Source organism: Ralstonia sp. 1B3 (genome assembly GCF_036631435.1).
The window spans coordinates 67402-86417 of record NZ_JAPNUG010000002.1; the positions used below are offsets into that span (position 1 = coordinate 67402).

The 19016-nt window shown below is 64.9% G+C and carries 18 protein-coding genes and 4 pseudogenes; 11 read left to right on the forward strand and 11 right to left on the reverse strand.

Features of this window, described 5'->3' with window-relative positions; genetic code table 11:
• Positions 1-22: 22 nt before the first annotated feature.
• On the forward strand, positions 23-952 hold the full coding sequence (locus tag OWR21_RS00505) for an arginase (protein WP_332394332.1): 930 nt from the start codon (positions 23-25) through the stop codon (positions 950-952).
• Positions 953-1238: 286 nt separating this feature from the next.
• Here OWR21_RS00505 and OWR21_RS00510 read toward each other — a convergent pair whose 3' ends face one another.
• Complete coding sequence (locus OWR21_RS00510; protein WP_252692014.1) at positions 1239-1637, reverse strand: dihydroneopterin aldolase; 399 nt, start codon at positions 1635-1637, stop codon at positions 1239-1241.
• 23 nt (positions 1638-1660) lie between these two features.
• On the reverse strand, positions 1661-2479 hold the full coding sequence (locus OWR21_RS00515; protein WP_147215915.1) for an SDR family oxidoreductase: 819 nt from the start codon (positions 2477-2479) through the stop codon (positions 1661-1663).
• A gap of 16 nt (positions 2480-2495) precedes the next feature.
• Between OWR21_RS00515 and OWR21_RS00520 the strand changes: the two are divergent.
• A pseudogene (locus OWR21_RS00520) lies at positions 2496-3688 on the forward strand (class I SAM-dependent methyltransferase).
• A 4-nt stretch (positions 3689-3692) separates the two neighbouring features.
• Here OWR21_RS00520 and OWR21_RS00525 read toward each other — a convergent pair.
• Positions 3693-4981 (reverse strand): annotated as a pseudogene (locus OWR21_RS00525) (muropeptide transporter).
• Positions 4982-5078: 97 nt separating this feature from the next.
• Between OWR21_RS00525 and OWR21_RS00530 the strand changes: the two are divergent.
• A pseudogene (locus tag OWR21_RS00530) lies at positions 5079-6025 on the forward strand (M48 family metallopeptidase).
• A 304-nt stretch (positions 6026-6329) separates the two neighbouring features.
• Positions 6330-7361, forward strand: coding sequence for a hypothetical protein (locus tag OWR21_RS00535; protein WP_316875067.1), 1032 nt, complete (start codon positions 6330-6332; stop codon positions 7359-7361).
• Between the two features lie 13 nt (positions 7362-7374).
• On the opposite strand, the gene OWR21_RS00540 is transcribed toward OWR21_RS00535, so the two are convergent.
• Positions 7375-8292 carry an EamA family transporter gene (locus OWR21_RS00540; protein ID WP_332394335.1) on the reverse strand — a complete coding sequence of 306 codons (918 nt, stop codon included), beginning with the start codon at positions 8290-8292 and terminating at the stop codon, positions 7375-7377.
• Between OWR21_RS00540 and OWR21_RS00545 the strand changes: the two genes are divergently transcribed.
• The 5 genes and pseudogenes from OWR21_RS00545 to OWR21_RS00565 form a co-directional block, all read left to right on the forward strand.
• On the forward strand, positions 8291-8479 hold the full coding sequence (locus OWR21_RS00545; protein WP_332394336.1) for a hypothetical protein: 189 nt from the start codon (positions 8291-8293) through the stop codon (positions 8477-8479). The two genes, OWR21_RS00540 and OWR21_RS00545, sit on opposite strands and share 2 nt — an antisense overlap.
• A gap of 32 nt (positions 8480-8511) precedes the next feature.
• Positions 8512-9024: a MarR family winged helix-turn-helix transcriptional regulator gene (locus tag OWR21_RS00550; protein WP_332394338.1), complete on the forward strand. Its 513-nt coding sequence runs from the start codon at positions 8512-8514 to the stop codon at positions 9022-9024.
• Positions 9025-9048: 24 nt separating this feature from the next.
• The gene (locus tag OWR21_RS00555; protein WP_332394340.1) at positions 9049-9204 is read left to right on the forward strand and encodes a hypothetical protein; all 156 of its coding nucleotides are present in this window, start codon (positions 9049-9051) and stop codon (positions 9202-9204) included.
• Between the two features lie 81 nt (positions 9205-9285).
• Positions 9286-10041 carry a YdcF family protein gene (locus tag OWR21_RS00560; protein ID WP_316888868.1) on the forward strand — a complete coding sequence of 252 codons (756 nt, stop codon included), beginning with the start codon at positions 9286-9288 and terminating at the stop codon, positions 10039-10041.
• Positions 10042-10371: 330 nt separating this feature from the next.
• Positions 10372-11253, forward strand: a pseudogene (locus tag OWR21_RS00565) (prohibitin family protein); the annotation flags it as partial.
• 59 nt (positions 11254-11312) lie between these two features.
• On the opposite strand, the gene argC reads toward OWR21_RS00565, so the two are convergent.
• Together argC and OWR21_RS00575 are read right to left on the reverse strand one after the other, a co-directional pair.
• Positions 11313-12326: an N-acetyl-gamma-glutamyl-phosphate reductase gene (gene argC / locus OWR21_RS00570; RefSeq protein ID WP_012760871.1), complete on the reverse strand. Its 1014-nt coding sequence runs from the start codon at positions 12324-12326 to the stop codon at positions 11313-11315.
• A gap of 127 nt (positions 12327-12453) precedes the next feature.
• Positions 12454-13239, reverse strand: coding sequence for an exodeoxyribonuclease III (locus OWR21_RS00575; protein ID WP_096745565.1), 786 nt, complete (start codon positions 13237-13239; stop codon positions 12454-12456).
• 31 nt (positions 13240-13270) lie between these two features.
• Between OWR21_RS00575 and pyrE the strand changes: the two genes are divergently transcribed.
• Positions 13271-13948: an orotate phosphoribosyltransferase gene (pyrE, locus tag OWR21_RS00580; protein ID WP_147215929.1), complete on the forward strand. Its 678-nt coding sequence runs from the start codon at positions 13271-13273 to the stop codon at positions 13946-13948.
• On the opposite strand, the gene OWR21_RS00585 is transcribed toward pyrE, so the two are convergent.
• The 5 genes from OWR21_RS00585 to OWR21_RS00605 all read right to left on the reverse strand — a co-directional run bounded on the left by OWR21_RS00585 (position 13915) and on the right by OWR21_RS00605 (position 18150).
• A complete protein-coding gene (locus OWR21_RS00585; RefSeq protein WP_332394344.1) occupies positions 13915-14349 on the reverse strand; it encodes a hypothetical protein in 435 nt (144 codons plus the stop codon). The genes pyrE and OWR21_RS00585 overlap by 34 nt on opposite strands.
• Before the next feature lie 192 nt (positions 14350-14541).
• Positions 14542-15369: a polyphosphate kinase 2 family protein gene (locus tag OWR21_RS00590; protein WP_316888872.1), complete on the reverse strand. Its 828-nt coding sequence runs from the start codon at positions 15367-15369 to the stop codon at positions 14542-14544.
• Positions 15370-15426: 57 nt separating this feature from the next.
• Complete coding sequence (gene dapF, locus OWR21_RS00595; RefSeq protein ID WP_316888874.1) at positions 15427-16308, reverse strand: diaminopimelate epimerase; 882 nt, start codon at positions 16306-16308, stop codon at positions 15427-15429.
• Positions 16309-16397: 89 nt separating this feature from the next.
• A complete protein-coding gene (locus tag OWR21_RS00600) occupies positions 16398-17291 on the reverse strand; it encodes a lipid A biosynthesis lauroyl acyltransferase (protein ID WP_332394345.1) in 894 nt (297 codons plus the stop codon).
• A gap of 13 nt (positions 17292-17304) precedes the next feature.
• Entirely contained in the window at positions 17305-18150 is an 846-nt protein-coding gene (locus OWR21_RS00605) for a lysophospholipid acyltransferase family protein (RefSeq protein ID WP_332394346.1), read from the reverse strand.
• 239 nt (positions 18151-18389) lie between these two features.
• Between OWR21_RS00605 and OWR21_RS00610 the strand changes: the two genes are divergently transcribed.
• Positions 18390-19016 (forward strand): S-adenosylmethionine synthetase N-terminal domain-containing protein (locus OWR21_RS00610; RefSeq protein WP_332394347.1); only part of this gene is annotated, 627 nt, incomplete at its 3' end.

The following is a 19016-nucleotide window of genomic DNA, read 5'->3' on the forward strand; positions in this document are numbered from 1 at the left end:
AAGAACTTGCAAGGGGAGTGACATGACCATCATCGATCTGATCGGCGCGGCCATCGGCTGCGGCGCGCAAGACGACGGCTGCAAGGACGGCCCGCGTGCGCTGCTGGAAGCCGGCGCGCTGGCGCGATTGCAGACGCCTGACACGCACGCTGCGCTCGTGCACGACATCGAACTGGCGACGTCGGCCGGGCACAACCGCTCGGCACGCCTGGCGGCGCTCCCGGGCGTTGCCGGGTTCTCGCGCGCGCTTGCGGATGCGACGGCGCACAGCGTGCACCAAGGACATGTGCCCGTGGTCATCGGCGGCGATCACTCGTGCGCCATCGGCACGTGGTCCGGCGTGGCGAACGCCTTGCGGCCGAAGGGTCCGCTAGGCCTCATTTGGATCGACGCCCATCTCGACAGCCACACCCCGCAGACGAGCGATTCCGGCGCCATCCACGGCATGCCGCTGGCGGCGCTGCTCGGCCACGGCGCGGCGGCCCTCACGCAGATCCGCGATGCCGCGCCGAAGCTGTTGCCGGAACACATCGTGGTGATCGGCGCGCGCAGCTACGAGCCCGCCGAACGCGCGTTGCTGGATCTGCTGGGCGTGCGCGTCATCGACGCCGCCGAAGTCGCACGCAATGGCCTGCGCGCCGTCATGGCTGGCGCCATCCGCCAGGTCAAATCGGGCACCGCGGCCTTTGGCGTGACGCTTGATCTGGATGCCTTCGACCCCGCCGTCGCACCCGGCGTCGGCACGCCCGAAACGGATGGCCTCACCGCTCACGGCATGGCCCAGGCACTTGCCGCCTGCGCGCGCGATGCACGTTTCGCCGCATTCGAACTGGTGGAATACAACCCGCGCCACGACAAGGGCGGGATCACAGCGCATCTGGCCCTGGACCTGCTGGCCAGCGTCGCAGGCGCATTGCACGCCCAGCGCCGCGAATACGCGACAGCGGCTTGAACCGCCATCAAGAAAAAGCGCACCGCCACCGCCCGCGCACAGACGGTGTGGCCCTACCCTGCCCTATGCGGCGCCTTGAATTTCTGTTGCAAGGAGGAAAAAGGAAGGGAAACTGTCTGAGCGCAGCGAGTTTTCCCTTCCCCTCCTTGCGACATAAATTCAAGGAGTCTTTCGCCGCATCGGGCGCGCCTTTCTTTGGTTACTTTCTTTGGCAAGACAAAGAAAGTGACTCAGCCCCGGCAGGGGATGAAACAGAGAACGCACCACCAACAACAAAACCAGCCGCTCAGGCCTGGTCCTTGATGCGGAACACCTCCACCCCCACCGACTCGCAATCCGGATACACATCCGGCTTCTCCGTCGACACCCGCGCAGCCAGCACATGCGGATGCTTGAGCATCGCCGTCAGCACGTCATCGCACAGCGTTTCCTGCAAGTGAATATGACCTTGCGCCATACGCCGCGCCACGGTGTCGCGCATGAAGTCGTAATCCACCACTTCATGCAGCTTGTCTTCCGTGGGCGACGAATGCTCCAGCGGCACGTACAGCTCGATGTTGATCAGGACGCGCTGCTCGCCCTTCTTCTCGAATTCATGCACGCCGATGTTGATCTGCACTTCGTAGTTGCGCAGGAACATGCGGCGGCAGTGCGACAGGCGCGGGTGGGATAGCAGGGAAAGCATGGGGGCGTCCGGGGAGGAGTTGTTTATTCAGTCAGGAACATCACGTCGCGGGCCAGCGGCATCAGATGCTGGCCTCCGTCGACGAACAGCGTGGTGCCGGTCACGGCGCGGGCGGTGGCGAGGTAGCACACCGCCTCGGCAATATCTTCCGGCGTGGACGACTGGCCCAGCGGCGTCATCTGGTGCGCGCGTGCAAACCCGCCCTGCGACTGGTCGCCCGACACCATCGTGATGCCCGGCGCCACGCCCACCACGCGCAGCGCGGGTGCCAGGGCCTGCGCAAGCTGCATCGTGGCCGTCGACAGCGCTGCTTTCGACAGCGTGTAAGAGAGGAAATCCGGGTTCAGATTGTCGAGCTTCTGGTCGAGCAGGTTGATGACGACGCCGTGGCCCTGGGCGCCATCGGCCGTCAACGCCCGGTGCAGCTCGCGCGACAGCAGCAGCGGCGCGGCCACGTTGGTGCGCATGTGCGTATCGAGCGACGCATAGCTGAAGCTGGTCGCCACGTCGTACTGGAACAGCGACGCGTTGTTGACCAGGCAGGTGGGCGTACCCAGTGCAGCGCTGCAATCGGCAATCAGGCGGCCAGCGGCGGCTTCGTCCGACAGATCGGCCTGCAGCACGGCGGCGCGGCGGCCCATGGCGATGATCTCGGCGGCCACGGCGTCGGCCTCGGCGCGCGAGCGGTGGCAATGCACGGCCACATCCCAGCCGTGCCGGGCCAGCGCCAGGGCAATGACGCGCCCCACGCGGCGGCCTGCGCCGGTGACGAGGGCGATGCGCCGCTGAGTAGCGGATTCTGCGGTCGATTCCGCAGTGGACTGGTTGGGCGTCTGCGCCATTGTTTACAATTCGCCGATGAGCAAAACCGTGAGTTTACCGCTTCCCAACGAGGCGGCGCAGGCGCAGTCCGCGCACCTGTTCGCCATGATCGCCGACGCCATTGCGGCCGCCGGCGGCTGGCTTCCGTTCGACCGCTACATGGAACTGGCGCTCTACGCGCCCGGCCTCGGCTATTACAGCGGCGGCGCGGCCAAATTCGGCCGCCGCGTGGAAGACGGCGGCGACTTCATCACCGCGCCCGAACTGACGCCGTTCTTCGGGCGCACCGTGGCGCACCAGATCGCGCAGGTGCTGCAGGCACTGCCCGAAGGCCAGCGCCACGTGCTGGAATTTGGCGCCGGCACCGGCAAACTGGCCGCCGACATCCTCACCGAATTGGATGCGCTGGGCGCGCGGCCCGACAGCTACGGCATCGTCGAACTCTCCGGCGAGCTGCGCCAGCGCCAACAGGAACGCCTGGCTGCGCTCGGCCCCGAGCTGGGCGCCCTCGCGCGGTGGCACGACACGTTGCCCGCGCCGTTCACCGGCGTGATGGTTGGCAACGAAGTGCTCGATGCGATGCCCGTGTCGCTCTGGGCGCGCCGCGGCGGCGTGTGCACCAGCGCGGCGTGGTGCTCGATGTCGACAACGGCCTGCAATGGGAAGACCGGCTTGTTGACACGTCGGAGGTGCCCGCCAAGCTGGCCGCACTGCCGGGCGCGGACGATCTCATCACCGAATCACACGAGGCCGCCGAGGGCTTCATCCGCAGCGCCGGCGCGGCCCTTGAGCGCGGCTTGTTGCTGCTGATCGACTACGGTTTCCCGGCTGCGGAGTACTACCACGCGCAGCGCGCCAACGGCACGCTCATGTGCCACTACCGCCAGCACGCGCACGACGATCCGTTCTGGCTGCCAGGCCTGCAGGACATCACCGCGCACGTCGATTTTTCGGGGATCGCCCAGGCGGGGCAGGAAGCCGGGCTGGAACTGCTCGGCTACACGAGCCAGGCGCGCTTCCTGTTGAGCGCCGGCGTGGGTGAGCTGCTGATGACGCTCGACCCCTCCGATCCGATGCAGTTTCTGCCGGCCGCCAATGCCGTGCAGAAGCTGCTGTCGGAAGCGGAAATGGGCGAGCTGTTCAAGGCCATCGCGCTAGGCAAGGGCATCGACGCGGCACTCCCGCTGGCCGGCTTTGCCGATGCCGACCGCTCGAACCGCTTGGGTTAGTCGATCAGGCTGACGCGGCCTTGGCCGCTTTGGCTTCCAAGGCGCGTTCGTTCTGCTCGGCTTCGTAGCGGCCGATCGTGCCGCGCATCCACCACAGCAGCGCCAGGCCAGGGAAGGCAAACACCACGGTCATCAGATAGAACGCCGGCCAGCCGTAGGCTTCAACGAGGTAGCCCGAGGTGGGCCCGACGTACACGCGGCCGATGGAAGCCAGCGCCGACAGCAACGCATACTGCGTCGCCGAGAACGACCGGTTGCACAACGCCATCAGCAGCGCCACAAAGGCCGCCGTGCCCATGCCGCCGCAGATGTTCTCGATGCCGATGGCCACCGCCATCATCCACAGATGCTGCGGCGTCACGGCCAGCACCCAATAGCCCAGGTTCGACACCGCCTGCAGCACGCCAAAAAGCAGCAGCGCCCGCACCAGCCCCAGCCGGACCATCAGCGTGCCGCCATACAGCGCGCCCACGATGGTGGCGGCCAAGCCGAGCGTCTTGTTGACGATGCCGACCTCACCCGCAGAAAAGCCGACGCCGCGGATCAGGAAGGTGGTCGACAGGCTGCCCGCAAACGCGTCGCCCAGTTTGTAGAGCACGATCAGCGCCAGCAGCGCCCAGGCGCCACGGCGCGAGAAAAGTCCCGCAGCGGGCCGACCACCGCCTCCTGCAGGCTGCGCGGCGGGCGCGCCGACACCTCAGGCTCGGGCGACCACAGCGTCGTGAAGATACCCAGCGCCATCAGGCCGGCCATCAGCAGATACATGTTGCTCCAGCCCATGACGCGATCGGCGAGATACAGCGCCAGGCCGCCCGATACCAGCATCGCCAGCCGGTAGCCGAGCACCTTCACGGCTGCGCCGACGCCGCGCTCGCTCGAATGCAGCACGTCGGTGCTGTAGGCATCGAAGACGATGTCCTGCGACGCCGACAAAAACGCCACCAGCACCGCCAGCCCGGCCAGTGCCCAGAGCGCGGCGTGCGGCGGCGTGAAGGCCATGGCGGCAATCGACGCCACCAGCCCCGCCTGCGTCAGCACCAGCCAGCCGCGACGACGGCCCATGAGGGGCGGCGTGAAGCGGTCCATCAGCGGCGCCCAGAGAAACTTGAAGATGTACGCCTGCCCCACCAGCGAGAACAGCCCGATGGTGCGGATATCCAGCCCTTCCACCGTCATCCACGCCTGCAGCGTGCCCGAGGTGAGCGCCAGCGGCAGGCCGGAGGCAAAGCCCAGCAGCAGCATCGCGCCGATGCGGCGGTTGCGGAAAATATCGAGGTAATCGTGGAAGCTCATGCGGCGGGCCGGAGGCGAATGCGAATGCGGGTTGCCACGTAGCGTGGCGCGGTGCGTTGGCCGATATTATGTCGCACGGATTCGGCCCCTCATCCATATGCCCCGCGCCACACGCTCCCTGCTGACCGCCATCGGCCTCGCGCTGTCTGCGTGGGCCACCGCCATGGACGGCCCGCTGCCCGTGCCCGCCGACGGCGTAAAGCTGGAAGCGCCGACCACCACATCGCCCAACATCCGCCTCGTCATTCCGGCGGAAGAAATCGACAAGCGCGCGCTGGACGAATACCAGGGCATCGTCGACAACGCCGCCCACGAAGGCGCGCTGGCGCCCGACAACGTGCCCGATCTGATCCGCATCCGCGGCATCGTCAGGCGCCTCACGCCGCAGGCGCCGCGCTGGAACCCCGACGCCGCGCGCTGGCAATGGGAGGTCAATCTGATCGGCTCGTCGCAGGTAAATGCCTTTTGCATGCCCGGCGGCAAGATCGCCGTGTTTTCGGGGCTGCTCGAACAGTTCAAGCTGACGGACGACGAACTCGCCATGGCGCTCGGCCACGAGATCGCCCACGCCTTGCGCGAGCACGCCCGCGCCCGCGCCGGCCAGCGCGAGATCACCAACCTGGGCGCCAACGTCATCTCGCAGCTGTTCGGCTTCGGCAACCGGGGCGACACGGACCTGGGCGAAGGCGCCAAGATGCACCTGCTGGCCTTCTCGCGTGCGGAGGAAACAGAGGCCGACCTGGTCGGCATGGACATCGCCTCCCGCGCCGGCTACGACCCGCGCGCTGCCCTCACGCTGTGGCAGAAAATGGGTTCGATCGGCGGGACGGAGCAAAAGCAGTTTCTGTCGACGCACCCTCGGGGCGCACGCGCATGGCGGTGCTGTCACGCCATTTGCCCGAAACGCTTACGCTGTTTGCCGACGCCCGACATATGACGATGGCGAAACTGCCGGAATATCGGTCGAACATGCAATATCTGGGCGCCGCGCCTGTTGATAATGGCGATGAGGCGCCGATGCGGCCGATGGTGCGGCGGCAATAATCGCCAGCGATTTACCGCGCCTCATCCCAAGGTGCCGTCGGATTGCATCGCGATACGCTTGAAACCCACATCAGCTGCCACTCTTGCCGTCAGCACGCTGTGCGCACACGCAAATGTCTGCGTTTTGCCGCGCGTTTTGTGTTCGCAATCGTGTTAATGACTGCGTGGCCCACCAGTTAGTGGGGAGTTACCCCGCGCTAAGCAAATCCTAAGAAAACAAATTCGCCCCGCTTGTACGCTGCGCCGGCAGATTTTCTGCGCACAAATCTCCACAAAAATCACAGCGACAGGGATACGTACAAAAATGAAGGCATGGGGCAAGGGATTTACGGGAATTGCACTGGCATGCGCGCTGAGCGCCTGCGGCGGTGGCGGCGATAGCGGCAGCGTTGCTGACCCGAACAGCTTTTCGGTTAGCGCAACCGTAGGCGGAACCAAGGTGCAAACGTTTAGCGCAACCAGCGGCCAAAATGCCACGCTGACGGTCAAGTCCGGGCAAGATCTGCGCCTGGATAGCAGCACCGACGTCAATTGGAAGTCCGGCGATGCAACGAGCAATACCGAGGTCTCGGTCAAGGGTGCCAGCACGCAAAGCTGGACCGCCGGCCTGAAGAGCCCGCCGGGCGGCACGTTCACGGTAACTGTGACGTCGGCCAAGGACGCGAGCAAGTCGGCCAAGGTGACGGTCACGGTGACGCCGCATGAGTACAGTGCCGTGGCGCAGCATGTCGGTTCAACGGTGGTCTGGTCAGAAAACAGCACGCGCCTGGACGGTTCGGTTTCAACCCGCACGCGCACAAACGTTACGACTGCCGTCGCGAACGGTCAGAGCACCGTGGATTCAACCGTAGATGCCGCCGCCACGCCTTCGGAGCGGTACACCTACGACGCGGACAACAACCGCCTCACCCGCACCTATCTCAATATCAATAGTGGCGGCGACAACGCTTGCAGCTATGGGCCCGTGCGAAAAATGCTGAATTTCCCGATGTCAGTCGGCAAATCGTGGCAGACGACGTGGTTCTACAGCTGTGCGGCCGGTTATCACGAATCCGCTGCTCTCACCTCTACGGTAGAAGGTTACGAGTCGCTCACCACGCCCGCCGGCACCTTCAATACGTTGCGCGTTCATTACGTACTCGCGCTAACCAACGCGAACGACTCTGCACTGCCCGGCGGTAGCACTGGTACCGCAGCTTATGGCCAAGACTATCGTTGCTGGTGGCACGTCGATACGGGTCACTTCGTCCGTTGCGATTTCGCGTATTCGTACCCGTCTGGGGCCCCGTCCAACTTCCTGAAGACATTCTCGCAAGTGGCGACATCGGTCCAGTAAGCACCGCGCAGCCTCACCGCTCAACCAGCCCCGCGGCCTTTACCGGCCTCGCGGGGCTTGTTGTTTGTACGGCCGCCTTCGCCTGCCGCGACAACGCCATCCCCGCCACCGTCGCGCCCAGGATCAGCACCGCGCCGCCCGTCTGCATCGGGCTGAACCATTCACCCAGGACGAGCGCGCCCAAGACCGTCGCCGTCAGCGGGCTGAGCAGCGAGAGGAACGTCACGTCTGCGCCCAGCACGCCGATGCCACGCACCCACAGCCAGTAGCCCAGCGCCGTGCCGATGACGATGAGGTACGCAAAGCCCAACGCGTTACGCGCCGTGAGCGCGGGCGGCAGGCCTTCCACGAACAACGCCACCGGCAGCAGGACCAGGCCGCCGAGCGCAAGCTGCCAGGCGGCCACTGCCAACGGCGTGCCGATGCGGCCCCAGCGTTCAATGAGCACGGTGCCGATCGCCATCGAGAACGCCGCGGCCAGCGCAGCCGCCACGCCGATTGCATCGAGCTTGGCCGCTGGGCCAAGAATCAACAGCCCCACCCCCAGCGAGCCGGCCAGCGCCGCGGCCAGTTGCGCCGGACGCGGCTTGCGCGCAAGCAGTGGCCACGCCAGCAGCGCGACCACCAGCGGTTGGGCCGACATGATCGTCGCTGCCACGCCGCCCGGCAGGCGCTGCGCCGCCACGAACAGCAGCGCGAAGAACACGCCGATATTCGCCAGCCCCAAGAACAGCAGCGGCAGCAGCTTGCTACGCGGCGGCAGGCCGGGGCCGAGCAGCATCAGCAGCACACCCGCCGGCAGCGCACGCAGCGCCCCAACCAGCAGCGGATGGCCGACGGGCAGCGTCTGCGTGAAGACGAGATAGGTCGTGCCCCACAGCACCGGCGCCGCAGCGGTGGCCAGCATCAACGTCAGACGGTTGAACTGCATGATGAATCTCCATGTCACGTTATTTGATATCGAAATAAATGAGGACACTGACGTCTGGTCTTTGTTTCCCTGCGGCAAGAAAGGCGGCACCAAGCGCCTCGCTTTGCCCCGGCGCCACGCGTGGTGGCACGCATTGTCTGCGCAGCGCAAAACCGATACGATTTCACAGAGCCTCGACATCAAGTAATTCGATGTCGAAATACCAGGACGAGGATTTTTATGGGTCAAGGTGATTCCCTACCCCCGCAAGGGGGACCGATGGACAACATCCTCGCGCAATGGCGGCGCGAGCGCCCAGACATCGACCCGAGCCCGATGGCCGTCTGCGGCGATGTCTGGCGCGCCGCCGAGCGGCTACGCAGCGGCGTGGTCGCCAACGTAGCGGGAGCGGATCTCGACGTGGCGGGTTTTGACGTGCTGCTGACGCTGCGCCGCAACGGCCGCGACCAGGCGCTGTCGCCTTCCGCGCTGGCCAAGGACATGATGCTGTCGACCTCCGCCATGACGAACCGGCTCGACCGGCTGGAAAAGCGCGGCCTGATCGCCCGCAAGACCGATCCGGACGACCGCCGAGGGCTGCAGATCGTTCTGACCGACGAAGGCTTCGCGCTGGTCGACGGACTCGTCGCCTCGCATGTGCAGACGGAAGAGCGGATGCTGGCGGCGTTGAGCCAGGCGGAGCGGGCGATGTTGCGGGAGCTGCTCGGGAAGATCGGCGGCGCAGGCGGGTAGGTGCGACCGAGAGCAGAAACGTGCATGCTGATGCGATCCAAGAGCCTGTTCGGTCGACCAGCGTCGGCACCAACGTCGGAAGACCTGCTGCGCGACGACATCCTGCAAGACGATTTTTCTCCGAGCGCGGACGCAATCGATGCCCTGGTCGAGTTCCTACGCCTGGTGGCAACCCCGTAAGCAGACGGGTCGCGCAACCGTCCATTCCTCTTTACGATGCCTCCTCATGTACGCGCGTAGCGCGCCAACCTGGAGGAACGTGTGAGCCTGACCATCCTGTGTGTGCTGGTGATCGTGGCAGCGGTGTGCGCAGCACGCGGCCGGCGTCGGGCTGCGCGCGGGCTGGCGGTGTTCTCCGGTGTGCTGGTGATGGCGATCGGCTGCGGGCCGGTGCCGGCGTGGCTGCTCGATTCGCTGGAAAAGCCGTTCGAGAACGAGCCGCACATTCAATGGGGCGCGCGAAACGCCATCGTGCTGCTGGGCGCCGGTACGTTCCGCGTGGGCGATGCCGTGGAGCCTGGGCTGTTCTCGTATCCGCGGCTGGTGGAAGCCGCGCAGTTGTACCAGGCGTGCCGCAAGGCCGACGGCGATTGCAAGATCCTGGTCAGCGGCGGCGATGCCCGTCACCACGGCGAATCGGAAGCCGCGGTCTATGGCCGCGAACTCGTCGCCCTCGGCGTCGACAAGGCCGACGTGCTGACGGAGCCCAAGAGCATGAACACGTGGCAGAACGCGCAATTCTCGCGCGCGGTCCTGGCGCAATACGCGGCCGACCGCACGGTGCTCGTGTCGTCGGCCATCCATCTGCGGCGCAGCCAGCTGTATTTCACGCACTTCGGCATGGCGCCAATTCCCGTGCGCGCCGACGATCTGCAAGCCGCGGCATCGCCCTTGCCGATGGCATACAACTTTGCGCTGACCGATTTCGCGCTGCACGAGTGGATCGGCATCGCCCGCTATCACGTGTACAACGCGCTGGGCTGGAACCCGGCGCGCATCAATCCCGGCGACGCCTGATTCGGCCTCGCTGCCCCACCGTTCGAAGCGGCGCTCTAGTGCTTCCGGAGGGCAGCAAAAATCCGGCGCCCGCCTATACTTTGTGCATCGCAACATCCGGGCATCGCAATGCGCCACCTCGGCCGTATTGAAGCTCACCGCCTCATCACCATTGGCAAGCTTGCTTGCCACCACCCGCCCACTGGGCGCGGCCATCCCTGACGGGAATCGCTGACGATTCCTGCGCCAGCAAGCAGGCCGCTGCGTAAGCAGCGCCCGCCCCGCCAGCCACACCTCAGAAGCAAACCAACAAGCAAGGGCAACCCTCATGCTCAAGTCACGGCAAGCAAGCTGCCGGTCAAACTGCTCGCGCTCGTCTTCGGCGCCGTCGCGGCGCTGGCCATCGGGCGGACTTTCCTGCTGAACTGGCAGATCATTCCGCCCGGCTACACGGGCATCAAGATCAACCGGCTCGTCGATCGCGGCATCACGCATGAAAACGTCGTCACCGGGTTCGTGTTCTACAACCCTGTGCAGACGGCGATCATCCAATACCCGACCTACGTGCAGCGCGTGATCTGGACGCAAGACGTGAATGAAGGCCGCGCGCTCAACGAAGAGCTGACCTTCAATACCAAGGACGCCGTGCCCGTCAATGTGGACGTGGCCGTCTCGTACCAGCTCGATCGGGAGAAAGTGCCGGCGTTCTACACCAATTTCCGCGCCGATCGCATCGAGACCTTCACGCACGGCTACCTGCGTGACACCGCGCGCAACGTGATCGTCGCCATCGGCTCGGAATACAACTTCGACGACGTGAATGGCGGCAAGAAGGAAGAGTTCGTCGCGCGGCTCACCAAGGAGCTGGACGCGCGGCTCGCACCGCTGGGCGTGTCGATCAAGCAGTTCGGCATCGTCGGCTCACTGCGCCCGCCGCGTGCGCTGCTCGATGCGGTGAGCGCCAAGACCAAGGCCATCCAGGACGCCATCCGCACCGAGAACGAAGTGCGCTCCGCCCAGGCCGAGGCCAAGAAGCGCGTGGCGATTGCCGAAGGCGAAGCCGCTGCCAACCGTGCGCTCGCCTCGTCGCTGGATGACCGCCTGCTGGCGTGGGAGCGCCTGAAGCTCGAGCGTGCCGCCATCGAGAGGTGGAACGGCGTGACGCCGAGCGTGATGGCGGGCGGCAACGGCGGCGGCATGTTGTTCAACATCCCGGCCGGCGCGCAAGCCAAGTGCCGCGCCCAAAGAAAACGCGCCCGAAGGCGCGTTTTTCGTTTCCGCTCAGGCGGCGATCAGCTTGCGAAGCCCGGCGCTGCCTCGCGCACGGCGTGCTCGGCGCCGGCTGCGGGAATCGGCGCTTCCACATGCAGGCTCGTCGCCTCGTCCACGCCCAGGTGCACGTTCATGCATTGCACCGCCGCACCGGCCGCGCCCTTGCCCAGGTTGTCCAGACGCGCGGTGACGACCATGCGCTCGTCCGAACCAAACACGAACAGGTCGGCGCGGTTGGTGTCGTTGGCGCCCTGCACGTCGAAGAAGCCGTTGTCGAGCGTCGCAACGTTGTCGGCCGGCGCCACGCGGATGAACTGCTCGCCCTGGTAGTAATCGGCCAGCACGCGGGCGATGTCCGTCGGGCTCACCTTGCGCGCGAGGTGCTGCGGGTGCAGGCCGATCGTCACGGCCAGGCCCTTGAGGAAGTTGCCGACGACCGGCGTGAAGATCGGCGCGAGGCTCAGGCGACTCTGCACGCGCATCTCCGGCAGGTGCTTGTGCGCCAAGGCCAGCGCGTACGGGCGCGGGCTGTCGAGCTTCGGGTTATTGGCGGCCAGGTAGTCGGCGATCATGGCCTTGCCGCCGCCGCTGTAACCGGTGAGCGAGAACGCGGTGACCGGGTAGTCGGCCGGGACGATGCCTGCATCCACCAGCGGGCGCATCAGCAGCACGAAGGCGCTGGCGTGGCAGCCCGGCACGGCGATGCGCTTGGTGTTGCGCAGGCGCTCGCGCTGGCCCTGGGCCAGTTCGGGCAGGCCGTAGACCCAGTCGTCCGACGTGCGGAACGCGGTGCTGGCGTCGATGATGCAGGTGTTCGGGTTGTTGACCAGCGAGACGGCCTCGCGCGAGGCGACGTCCGGCAGGCACAGGAACGCGACATCGGCGGCATTCAGGAATTTGGCGCGCTCGGCTGAATCCTTGCGCTTGTCTTCGGCGATGCGCAGCAGCTCGATATCGTCGCGCTGCGACAGATAATCGAGCAGGCGAAGGCCGGTGGTGCCTTCCTGACCGTCGACGAAAACCTTGAATGCCATGGTGATCTCGCTAAAAAACTGGGGGCCAAAGACAACGCCGGCAAGCGGTGCCGGCGCGTGAGGTTTGCATTGTAGCGGCTGCCGAAGACATTTCCGCGGCGACGCTACGAAGTGATTGCTGTGCCGCTTACCAGTGCGGCTTCGTGTCGTAATCGATCGTCAGCGGCGCGTGGTCGCTGAACTTGATGTCCTTGAAGATCGACACGCGTCGCGCCGTGGCGGCAATGCCCGGCGTGGCGATCTGGTAATCGATACGCCACCCGACGTTCTTTGCATACGCCTGGCCGCGATTGCTCCACCAGGTGTACTGCTCGGGGCGCTGGTCGAGCGTGCGGAACACATCCACATAGCCGACCTCGTCGAACAGCTTGGTCAGCCACGCGCGCTCTTCGGGCAGGCAGCCGGAGTTCTTCTGGTTGCCCTTCCAGTTCTTGATGTCGATTTCCTTGTGGACGATGTTGACGTCGCCGCACAGCACGACCTCGCGGCCCTTTTCGTGGCGCAGGTCCTTCAGGTGCTCCATGAACAGGTCCATGAAGCGGAACTTGGCCTGCTGGCGCTCTTCGCCGCTGGAGCCCGACGGCACGTAGACCGAGATGATCGACAGCTTGCCGTAGCGGGCCTCGACGTAGCGGCCTTCGGCGTCGAACTCGCCGTTATCGAAGCCGATGATGACCTCGTCGGGCTTGTGGCGCGTGTAGATGCCCGCGCCGCTGTAGCCCTTCTTCACCGCGTGCTGGAACACGCCGTGGTAACCGTGCGGCGCCAGGAATTCGGGCGTCATGTCGTCTTGCGCGCATTTCAGTTCCTGCACGCAGACGAAATCGGCGTCCTGCTTGCCCATCCATTCAAAAAAGCCTTTGCTGGCAGCGGAGCGAACGCCGTTGAGGTTGGCGGAAATGATGCGTAACATGGCGGGACTTTTTTGCGGACCAGAGAAAAAGATGAGCCAAAACAGCGAGTTGCGCCAATCCTTCATCCGCTTTGCGGTGGAAGCCGGCGTGCTGTCGTTCGGGGAATTCGTGACCAAGGCGGGGCGGACGTCGCCCTATTTCTTCAACGCCGGCAAGTTCAATGACGGCGCACTGCTGGGCCAAGTCGCGCAATTCTATGCGAAAACCCTGCTGGACTCCGGTGTCGAGTTCGACATGCTGTTCGGGCCGGCCTACAAGGGCATCACCCTGGCATCGGCCACCGCCGTGGCGCTGGCGGGCCTGGGCCGCAATGTGGGCTTTGCGTACAACCGGAAGGAAGCCAAGGACCACGGCGAAGGCGGCAGCCTGGTCGGCGCGAAGCTGCAGGGCCGGGTGGTGATCGTCGATGACGTGATCTCTGCCGGCACCTCGGTGCGCGAGTCGGTGGAGATGATTCGCGCCGCTGGCGCAACGCCGGCTGCCGTGCTGATTCTGATGGATCGGATGGAGCGCAGCGGCAATGCGGTGAATATCGGCGAGCGCTCTGCGGTGCAGGATGTGCAGGCTCAATACGGCATGCCGGTTGTGTCGATTGCCAATCTGGATGATTTGCTGGGGTATCTGGATGGGGCTGGCGACCCGGCGCTGGCTGGGTATCGTGAAAAGGCTGCGGCTTATCGGGATAAGTACGGCGTTAGCGCGATTTGAGCTTTTGATGTTGTGGAAAACCCCGGCGGATGTTGTTCGCTGGGGTTTTGTCTTTTTTGGTTCATCCCTTGTTTCACCCCCTGCCGGGGGCGACTCACTTTCTTTGGTCTTGCCCAAAGAAAGTAAGCAAAGAAATGCGCGCCCGAGATGGCGAAAGACTCCTTGAATTTATGTTGCAGGGAGGGAGGGGAGGCAAACTCGCTGCGCTCAGACAGCCTCCCCTCTTTTTCCTCCCTGCAACAGAAATTCAAGGCGCCATCTAGGGCAGGAAAGTCAAAGGACAAAGCCAAACACTCTGGGCGCCAGCCCAAACGACAAGGCCAACCGCGCGATGGGTTGGCCTTTTCTTTTGACGTTGAGCCCTTGATGGCGCCTTGAATTTTTGTGAGCGGGCGGATCAAGGAAGGAGGCTTGTCTGAGCGCAGCGAGTTTGCCTCCTTCCCCGCACGGTCACACAAATTCAAGGGGAAGTCGCCATCTCGGGCGCGCCTTCTTTGCTTACTTTTCTTTGGCAAGACAAAGAAAAGTAAGTCGGTCCCGGCAGGGAACGAAAGGGAGATGGACCACCAAGGCCAAAACAAACCCCAAAAAAACTACTCAATCCTCAACGCCTCAAACGCCGGATTCCCCTCCGGATACTGCGGCTTCATCGCCTCAAACACCTGCAACAAGATCTCCGCCACCATCACATTCCGATGTGTCTTGGAATCCGCGGGCACCACGTACCAGGGCGCTTCGGGCGTCGCTGTGGCATTGATGGCCGCCTCGTAGGCCTCCATGTAGCCATCCCAAAACCCGCGCTCTGCAATATCGGCCGGGTCGAACTTCCAGTGTTTGTTCGGATCGTCGATGCGCTCCTGCAACCGCTTGCGCTGCTCGTCTTTCGAGATGTGCAGGAAGCATTTGACGATGGTCGTGCCGGTTTCGCTCAGCATCTGCTCGAACGCGTTGATGTGCCCGTAGCGGCGTTTGCATTCGGCCGCGTCGATGTCGCCGTGCACGCGCGTGATGAGCACGTCTTCGTAATGGCTGCGGTTGAAGATGACGATCTCGCCGCGGGCGGGCGTCTGGGCGTGCACGCGCCAGAGGTAGTCGTGTGCGAGTTCCTGCGGCGTCGGCGCCTTGAAGCCGACCACGCGCAGCCCCAGCGGATCCATCGCGCGGAAGACGCCGCGCACGGTGCCGTCCTTGCCGGAGGTGTCCATGCCCTGCAGGATCACCAGGACCTTGCGTCGGTGCTCGGCGTAGAGCACATCCTGCAGCGCGTCGAGCTTGGCCGAGACTTCGGCCAGCCGCGCGTTGTCGTCCGCCTTGTTGCCGGTGGAGAACGGCTTGCTGGCGGCATCCACCTTCGCGATCTTGAACTTGTTGCTGCCGTCGAAACGGTAGTCGTCAATCAGGTTCTTGCCGTTCGTGCCCACGGTATCTCCTTGTTGTTCTGACGTATGCGGCAGCGGCCCGCCGGGGCATGCGCGGTGTCAATGCGCGGCGGCGGTCAGCTTGAGCGCATCCAAATCCAGCGTGCCTTCAAAGACGGTGGTGGCGGGGCCCGTCATCATGACCGGCTGGCCGACGCCCGCCCACGCGATGGTCAGGTCGCCGCCATGCGTGGCGACCTTGACGGGCGAATCGATCAGGCCGCGGCGGATGCCGGCCACCACCGCTGCGCACGCGCCGGTGCCACAAGCAAGTGTCTCGCCCGCGCCGCGCTCGTACACGCGCAGACGCACGGAATGCCGATCGACGATCTGCATGAAGCCCGCATTCACGCGACGCGGAAACACGGGATGCGACTCGATCAACGGGCCGTCTTCCAGCACGGGAAAGGCTTCCGTGTCGTCGACGATCTGCACGGCGTGCGGATTGCCCATCGACACGGTCGACAGCCATGCAGTGCGGCCGTTGATCTGCAGCGCGTGCTGCGTGTCGTCGCCTTCAACGCGGGTGGGCAGGCCTTCGGGCACGAACGGCAGGCGCGCCGCTTCGAACACCGGTGCGCCCATGTCGACCGTGACCTGGCCATCGTCCTGCATCGTCAACGTGGCGATGCCGTTCATGACTTCCACGCGCACGGTCCGTTTGTCGGTCAGACCGCGGTCGGTGACGAACTTGACGAAGCAGCGTGCGCCGTTGCCGCAGTGCTCCACCTCGCCGCCGTCGTGGTTGAAGATGCGGTAGCGGAAATCGACGTCGGGCCGCGTTGAACGCTCGACCAGCAGGAGCTGATCCGCCCCCACGCCGAAGTGGCGGTCGGCAATGGCAGCCCATTGCTCGGGCGTGAAGTCGATCGGGGTCTGGATGCCGTCGAGCACGACAAAGTCGTTGCCCGCGCCGTGCATCTTGGTGAAGTGCAGTTTCATGGCGGGCCGCACAGATGCGGCGATGAGCGTTCGGAAAACGCCCATTCTAAAGCGAGCCGGCCGCGGTTGCCCCGAGCCGGCTCCCGGCATCAATAGATGCCCGGCATGCCCTCGGGGCGGTGCTTGAAGCGCTTGTGCACCCAGTAATACTCGGTGATGCGCGGGCGGATGGCGTCTTCAAAGAAGGCGTTCATGCGGCGCGTGTCGGCAGTCAGATCGCCGGTGGGGTAGTTCTCCCACGCCGGCAGGATGCGCAGCGCATAGCCCTCGTAGTTGGGCAGGATCTCGGTGTACATCGGCACGACCTTGGCGCCGGTCATCGACGCCATGCGCGGGATGGCGTTGAGCGTGAGCGCCGGCACGCCGAAGAACGGCACGAACTCGGAGTCGCGCTCGCCGAAATCCATGTCGGAGATGAGCTGCAACGCCTCGCCGCGCTTGATGGTGCGCATGATCTGGCGGATGTTTTCGTTGCGCGACACCATGGTCGCGCCAAAGCGGCTGCGCAGCGCCTTGATGGCGTCATCGAGCACCGGGTTCGCCATGCGCGTGTACAACGAGCAGCCCGCGTTGCCGACGTGCGTGCGCAGGTAGTCCGTCAGCGCCAGCGCGCCGATCTCCACACCCGACAAATGCAGCGTCACGAGAATGTGCGGCGTGCCGTGCAGCGCCGGCAGGTTGGCCTGATCGTCGATCTTCACCACGCGCATCAGCCGCTTTTCCGATGCGAACCAGGCAAACGAGCGCTCGGCAAAGCTGCGGAAGACCTTGCGGAAAACGTCGTGCGCCAGGGCTTCGCGCTCGGCTTCCGATTTCTCGGGAAAGCACGCGCGCAAATTGGCCAAGACCACGCGGCGGCGGCCGTTGGGAATGCGGTACAGCAGCCCACCAAGGCCTTCGCCAAAACGCGCGACGAAACCGTAGGGCAGGAAGGACAGCAGCCACAAGAAGCCGAGTCCGAGTTTGGCAGAGAAACGTTCCATAAAGGCAGCAGTGTCAGGCAGCGGGTGGAGCTTCCGCGCCCTTGGGATGCTTGTAGCGGTTATAGCCCCAGAGATATTGCGTCGGCGCCACGGCAATCAACCGCTCGATGGCGGCGTTGATGCGGGTGGCGGCCTGCGTGGCGTCTTCGGGCAGATCGCCGATCTCCTCCACGTGCAACCGGTAGCCCGTACCGCGCGGCAGCCGCTCGGCAAACAATGCCACGACCGGCGCACCTGTGAGCCGATGCAGACGGTGCACCAGCGTCATCGTGTAGGCCGGCTTGCCGAAGAACGGCGCCCATACGCCTTCACCGCCGGTGGGCGTCTGGTCGGGCAGGATGCCAATGGCCTCGCCGCGCTTGAGTGCGCGCACCAGCATGCGCACGCCGCGCGGGTCTGCGGGGGCCATCTGCATGTTCGGCCCCGTGCGCATGTGTTCGATCCAGGCGCGCAGGCTTTCCTTGCGCGGCGGCTTGAACAGCGATGTGACGGGATGCTCGCTCGCGTAGGCCTGCGGCAGGACCTCGAAGCAGCCCAGATGCGGCGTGAGGAAAATCAGGCCGCGCCCGTCTGCCAGCGCGCGCTCAATCGTGGATCGGCAGACATCGAACAGGTGCGGCGCAACTTGCGCCCCGTTCTTGCGCACCCAGAAGTACGGCATCTCGAACACCATGCGGCCGGCGGAGCGCCCAGCCTCTTTGAGCATGGCGGGTGTGACGTCGGGATAGGCGTGGCGGAAGTTGGCGATGAGCCGGTCGTGATAGCCGGGCACCTGGGCGGCCAACGCTCCCAGCCAGCCGCCCAGCGCCTGCAGCACTGACAGGGGCAGGCGTGAAAACAGCCAGTAGAGGAAGGTCATGCGTGCGTACGCTGCAATGTGTTGGTCGCAGTCGACAGGAGAGCAGGGTCTTGGCAGGCCGTGCTGCGGCCCCGAAAAGTGCCGCGTATAATAGCGCGATTCGCCGAGTTAACTGACAACTTGCGGGGCGAATCCTTGCTTGGCCACAAACCTCGGCAAGGTTGCTAAATACCGCTAAAGCGTCGCCGGCCGTGGCTTAACGGATTGGCAACGTGATAGCCAATCTGGAGCTAACAGCCGTGTCAAACGACTTCCTCTTCACCTCGGAGTCGGTCTCCGAGGGCCATCCCGACAAGGTCGCCGACCAGATTTCCGACGCCATCCTGGACGCCATCCTCGCCCAGGACAAATATGCGCGCGTCGCAGCAGAAACGCTGTGCAACACCGGCCTGGTGGTGCTGGCGGGTGAAATCACCACGACGGCCAACGTCGACTACATCCACGTGGCGCGCGAAACCATCAAGCGCATCGGCTACGACAACACCGAATACGGCATCGACTACAAAGGCTGTGCCGTTCTCGTCGCTTACGACAAGCAATCGCCGGACATCGCGCAGGGCGTCGACCGCGCATCGGACGACTACCTGAACCAGGGCGCCGGCGACCAGGGCCTGATGTTCGGCTACGCGTGCGATGAAACGCCCGAGCTGATGCCCTTCCCGATCTACTACGCACACCGCCTGGTCGAGCGCCAGTCGCAACTGCGCCGCGACGGCCGCCTGCCCTGGCTGCGCCCCGACGCCAAGTCGCAGGTGACGGTGCGTTATGTGGATGGCAAGCCGCACAGCGTGGATACCGTGGTGCTGTCCACCCAGCACGCGCCCGAGATGTCGCAAGAGGCCATCCGCGAAGCCGTGATCGAAGAG

Bases quoted from the DNA above. Each gene is read 5' to 3' on its own strand.
- OWR21_RS00505 (WP_332394332.1), top strand. From the start codon at position 23: ATGACCATCATCGATCTGATCGGCGCGGCCATCGGCTGCGGCGCGCAA.
- OWR21_RS00510 (WP_252692014.1), bottom strand. From the start codon at position 1,637: ATGCTTTCCCTGCTATCCCACCCGCGCCTGTCGCACTGCCGCCGCATG.
- OWR21_RS00515 (WP_147215915.1), bottom strand. From the start codon at position 2,479: ATGGCGCAGACGCCCAACCAGTCCACTGCGGAATCGACCGCAGAATCC.
- OWR21_RS00535 (WP_316875067.1), top strand. From the start codon at position 6,330: ATGAAGGCATGGGGCAAGGGATTTACGGGAATTGCACTGGCATGCGCG.
- OWR21_RS00545 (WP_332394336.1), top strand. From the start codon at position 8,291: ATGATGAATCTCCATGTCACGTTATTTGATATCGAAATAAATGAGGAC.
- OWR21_RS00540 (WP_332394335.1), bottom strand. From the start codon at position 8,292: ATGCAGTTCAACCGTCTGACGTTGATGCTGGCCACCGCTGCGGCGCCG.
- OWR21_RS00550 (WP_332394338.1), top strand. From the start codon at position 8,512: ATGGGTCAAGGTGATTCCCTACCCCCGCAAGGGGGACCGATGGACAAC.
- OWR21_RS00555 (WP_332394340.1), top strand. From the start codon at position 9,049: ATGCTGATGCGATCCAAGAGCCTGTTCGGTCGACCAGCGTCGGCACCA.
- argC (WP_012760871.1), bottom strand. From the start codon at position 12,326: ATGGCATTCAAGGTTTTCGTCGACGGTCAGGAAGGCACCACCGGCCTT.
- OWR21_RS00575 (WP_096745565.1), bottom strand. From the start codon at position 13,239: ATGTTACGCATCATTTCCGCCAACCTCAACGGCGTTCGCTCCGCTGCC.
- pyrE (WP_147215929.1), top strand. From the start codon at position 13,271: ATGAGCCAAAACAGCGAGTTGCGCCAATCCTTCATCCGCTTTGCGGTG.
- dapF (WP_316888874.1), bottom strand. From the start codon at position 16,308: ATGAAACTGCACTTCACCAAGATGCACGGCGCGGGCAACGACTTTGTC.
- OWR21_RS00600 (WP_332394345.1), bottom strand. From the start codon at position 17,291: ATGGAACGTTTCTCTGCCAAACTCGGACTCGGCTTCTTGTGGCTGCTG.
- OWR21_RS00605 (WP_332394346.1), bottom strand. From the start codon at position 18,150: ATGACCTTCCTCTACTGGCTGTTTTCACGCCTGCCCCTGTCAGTGCTG.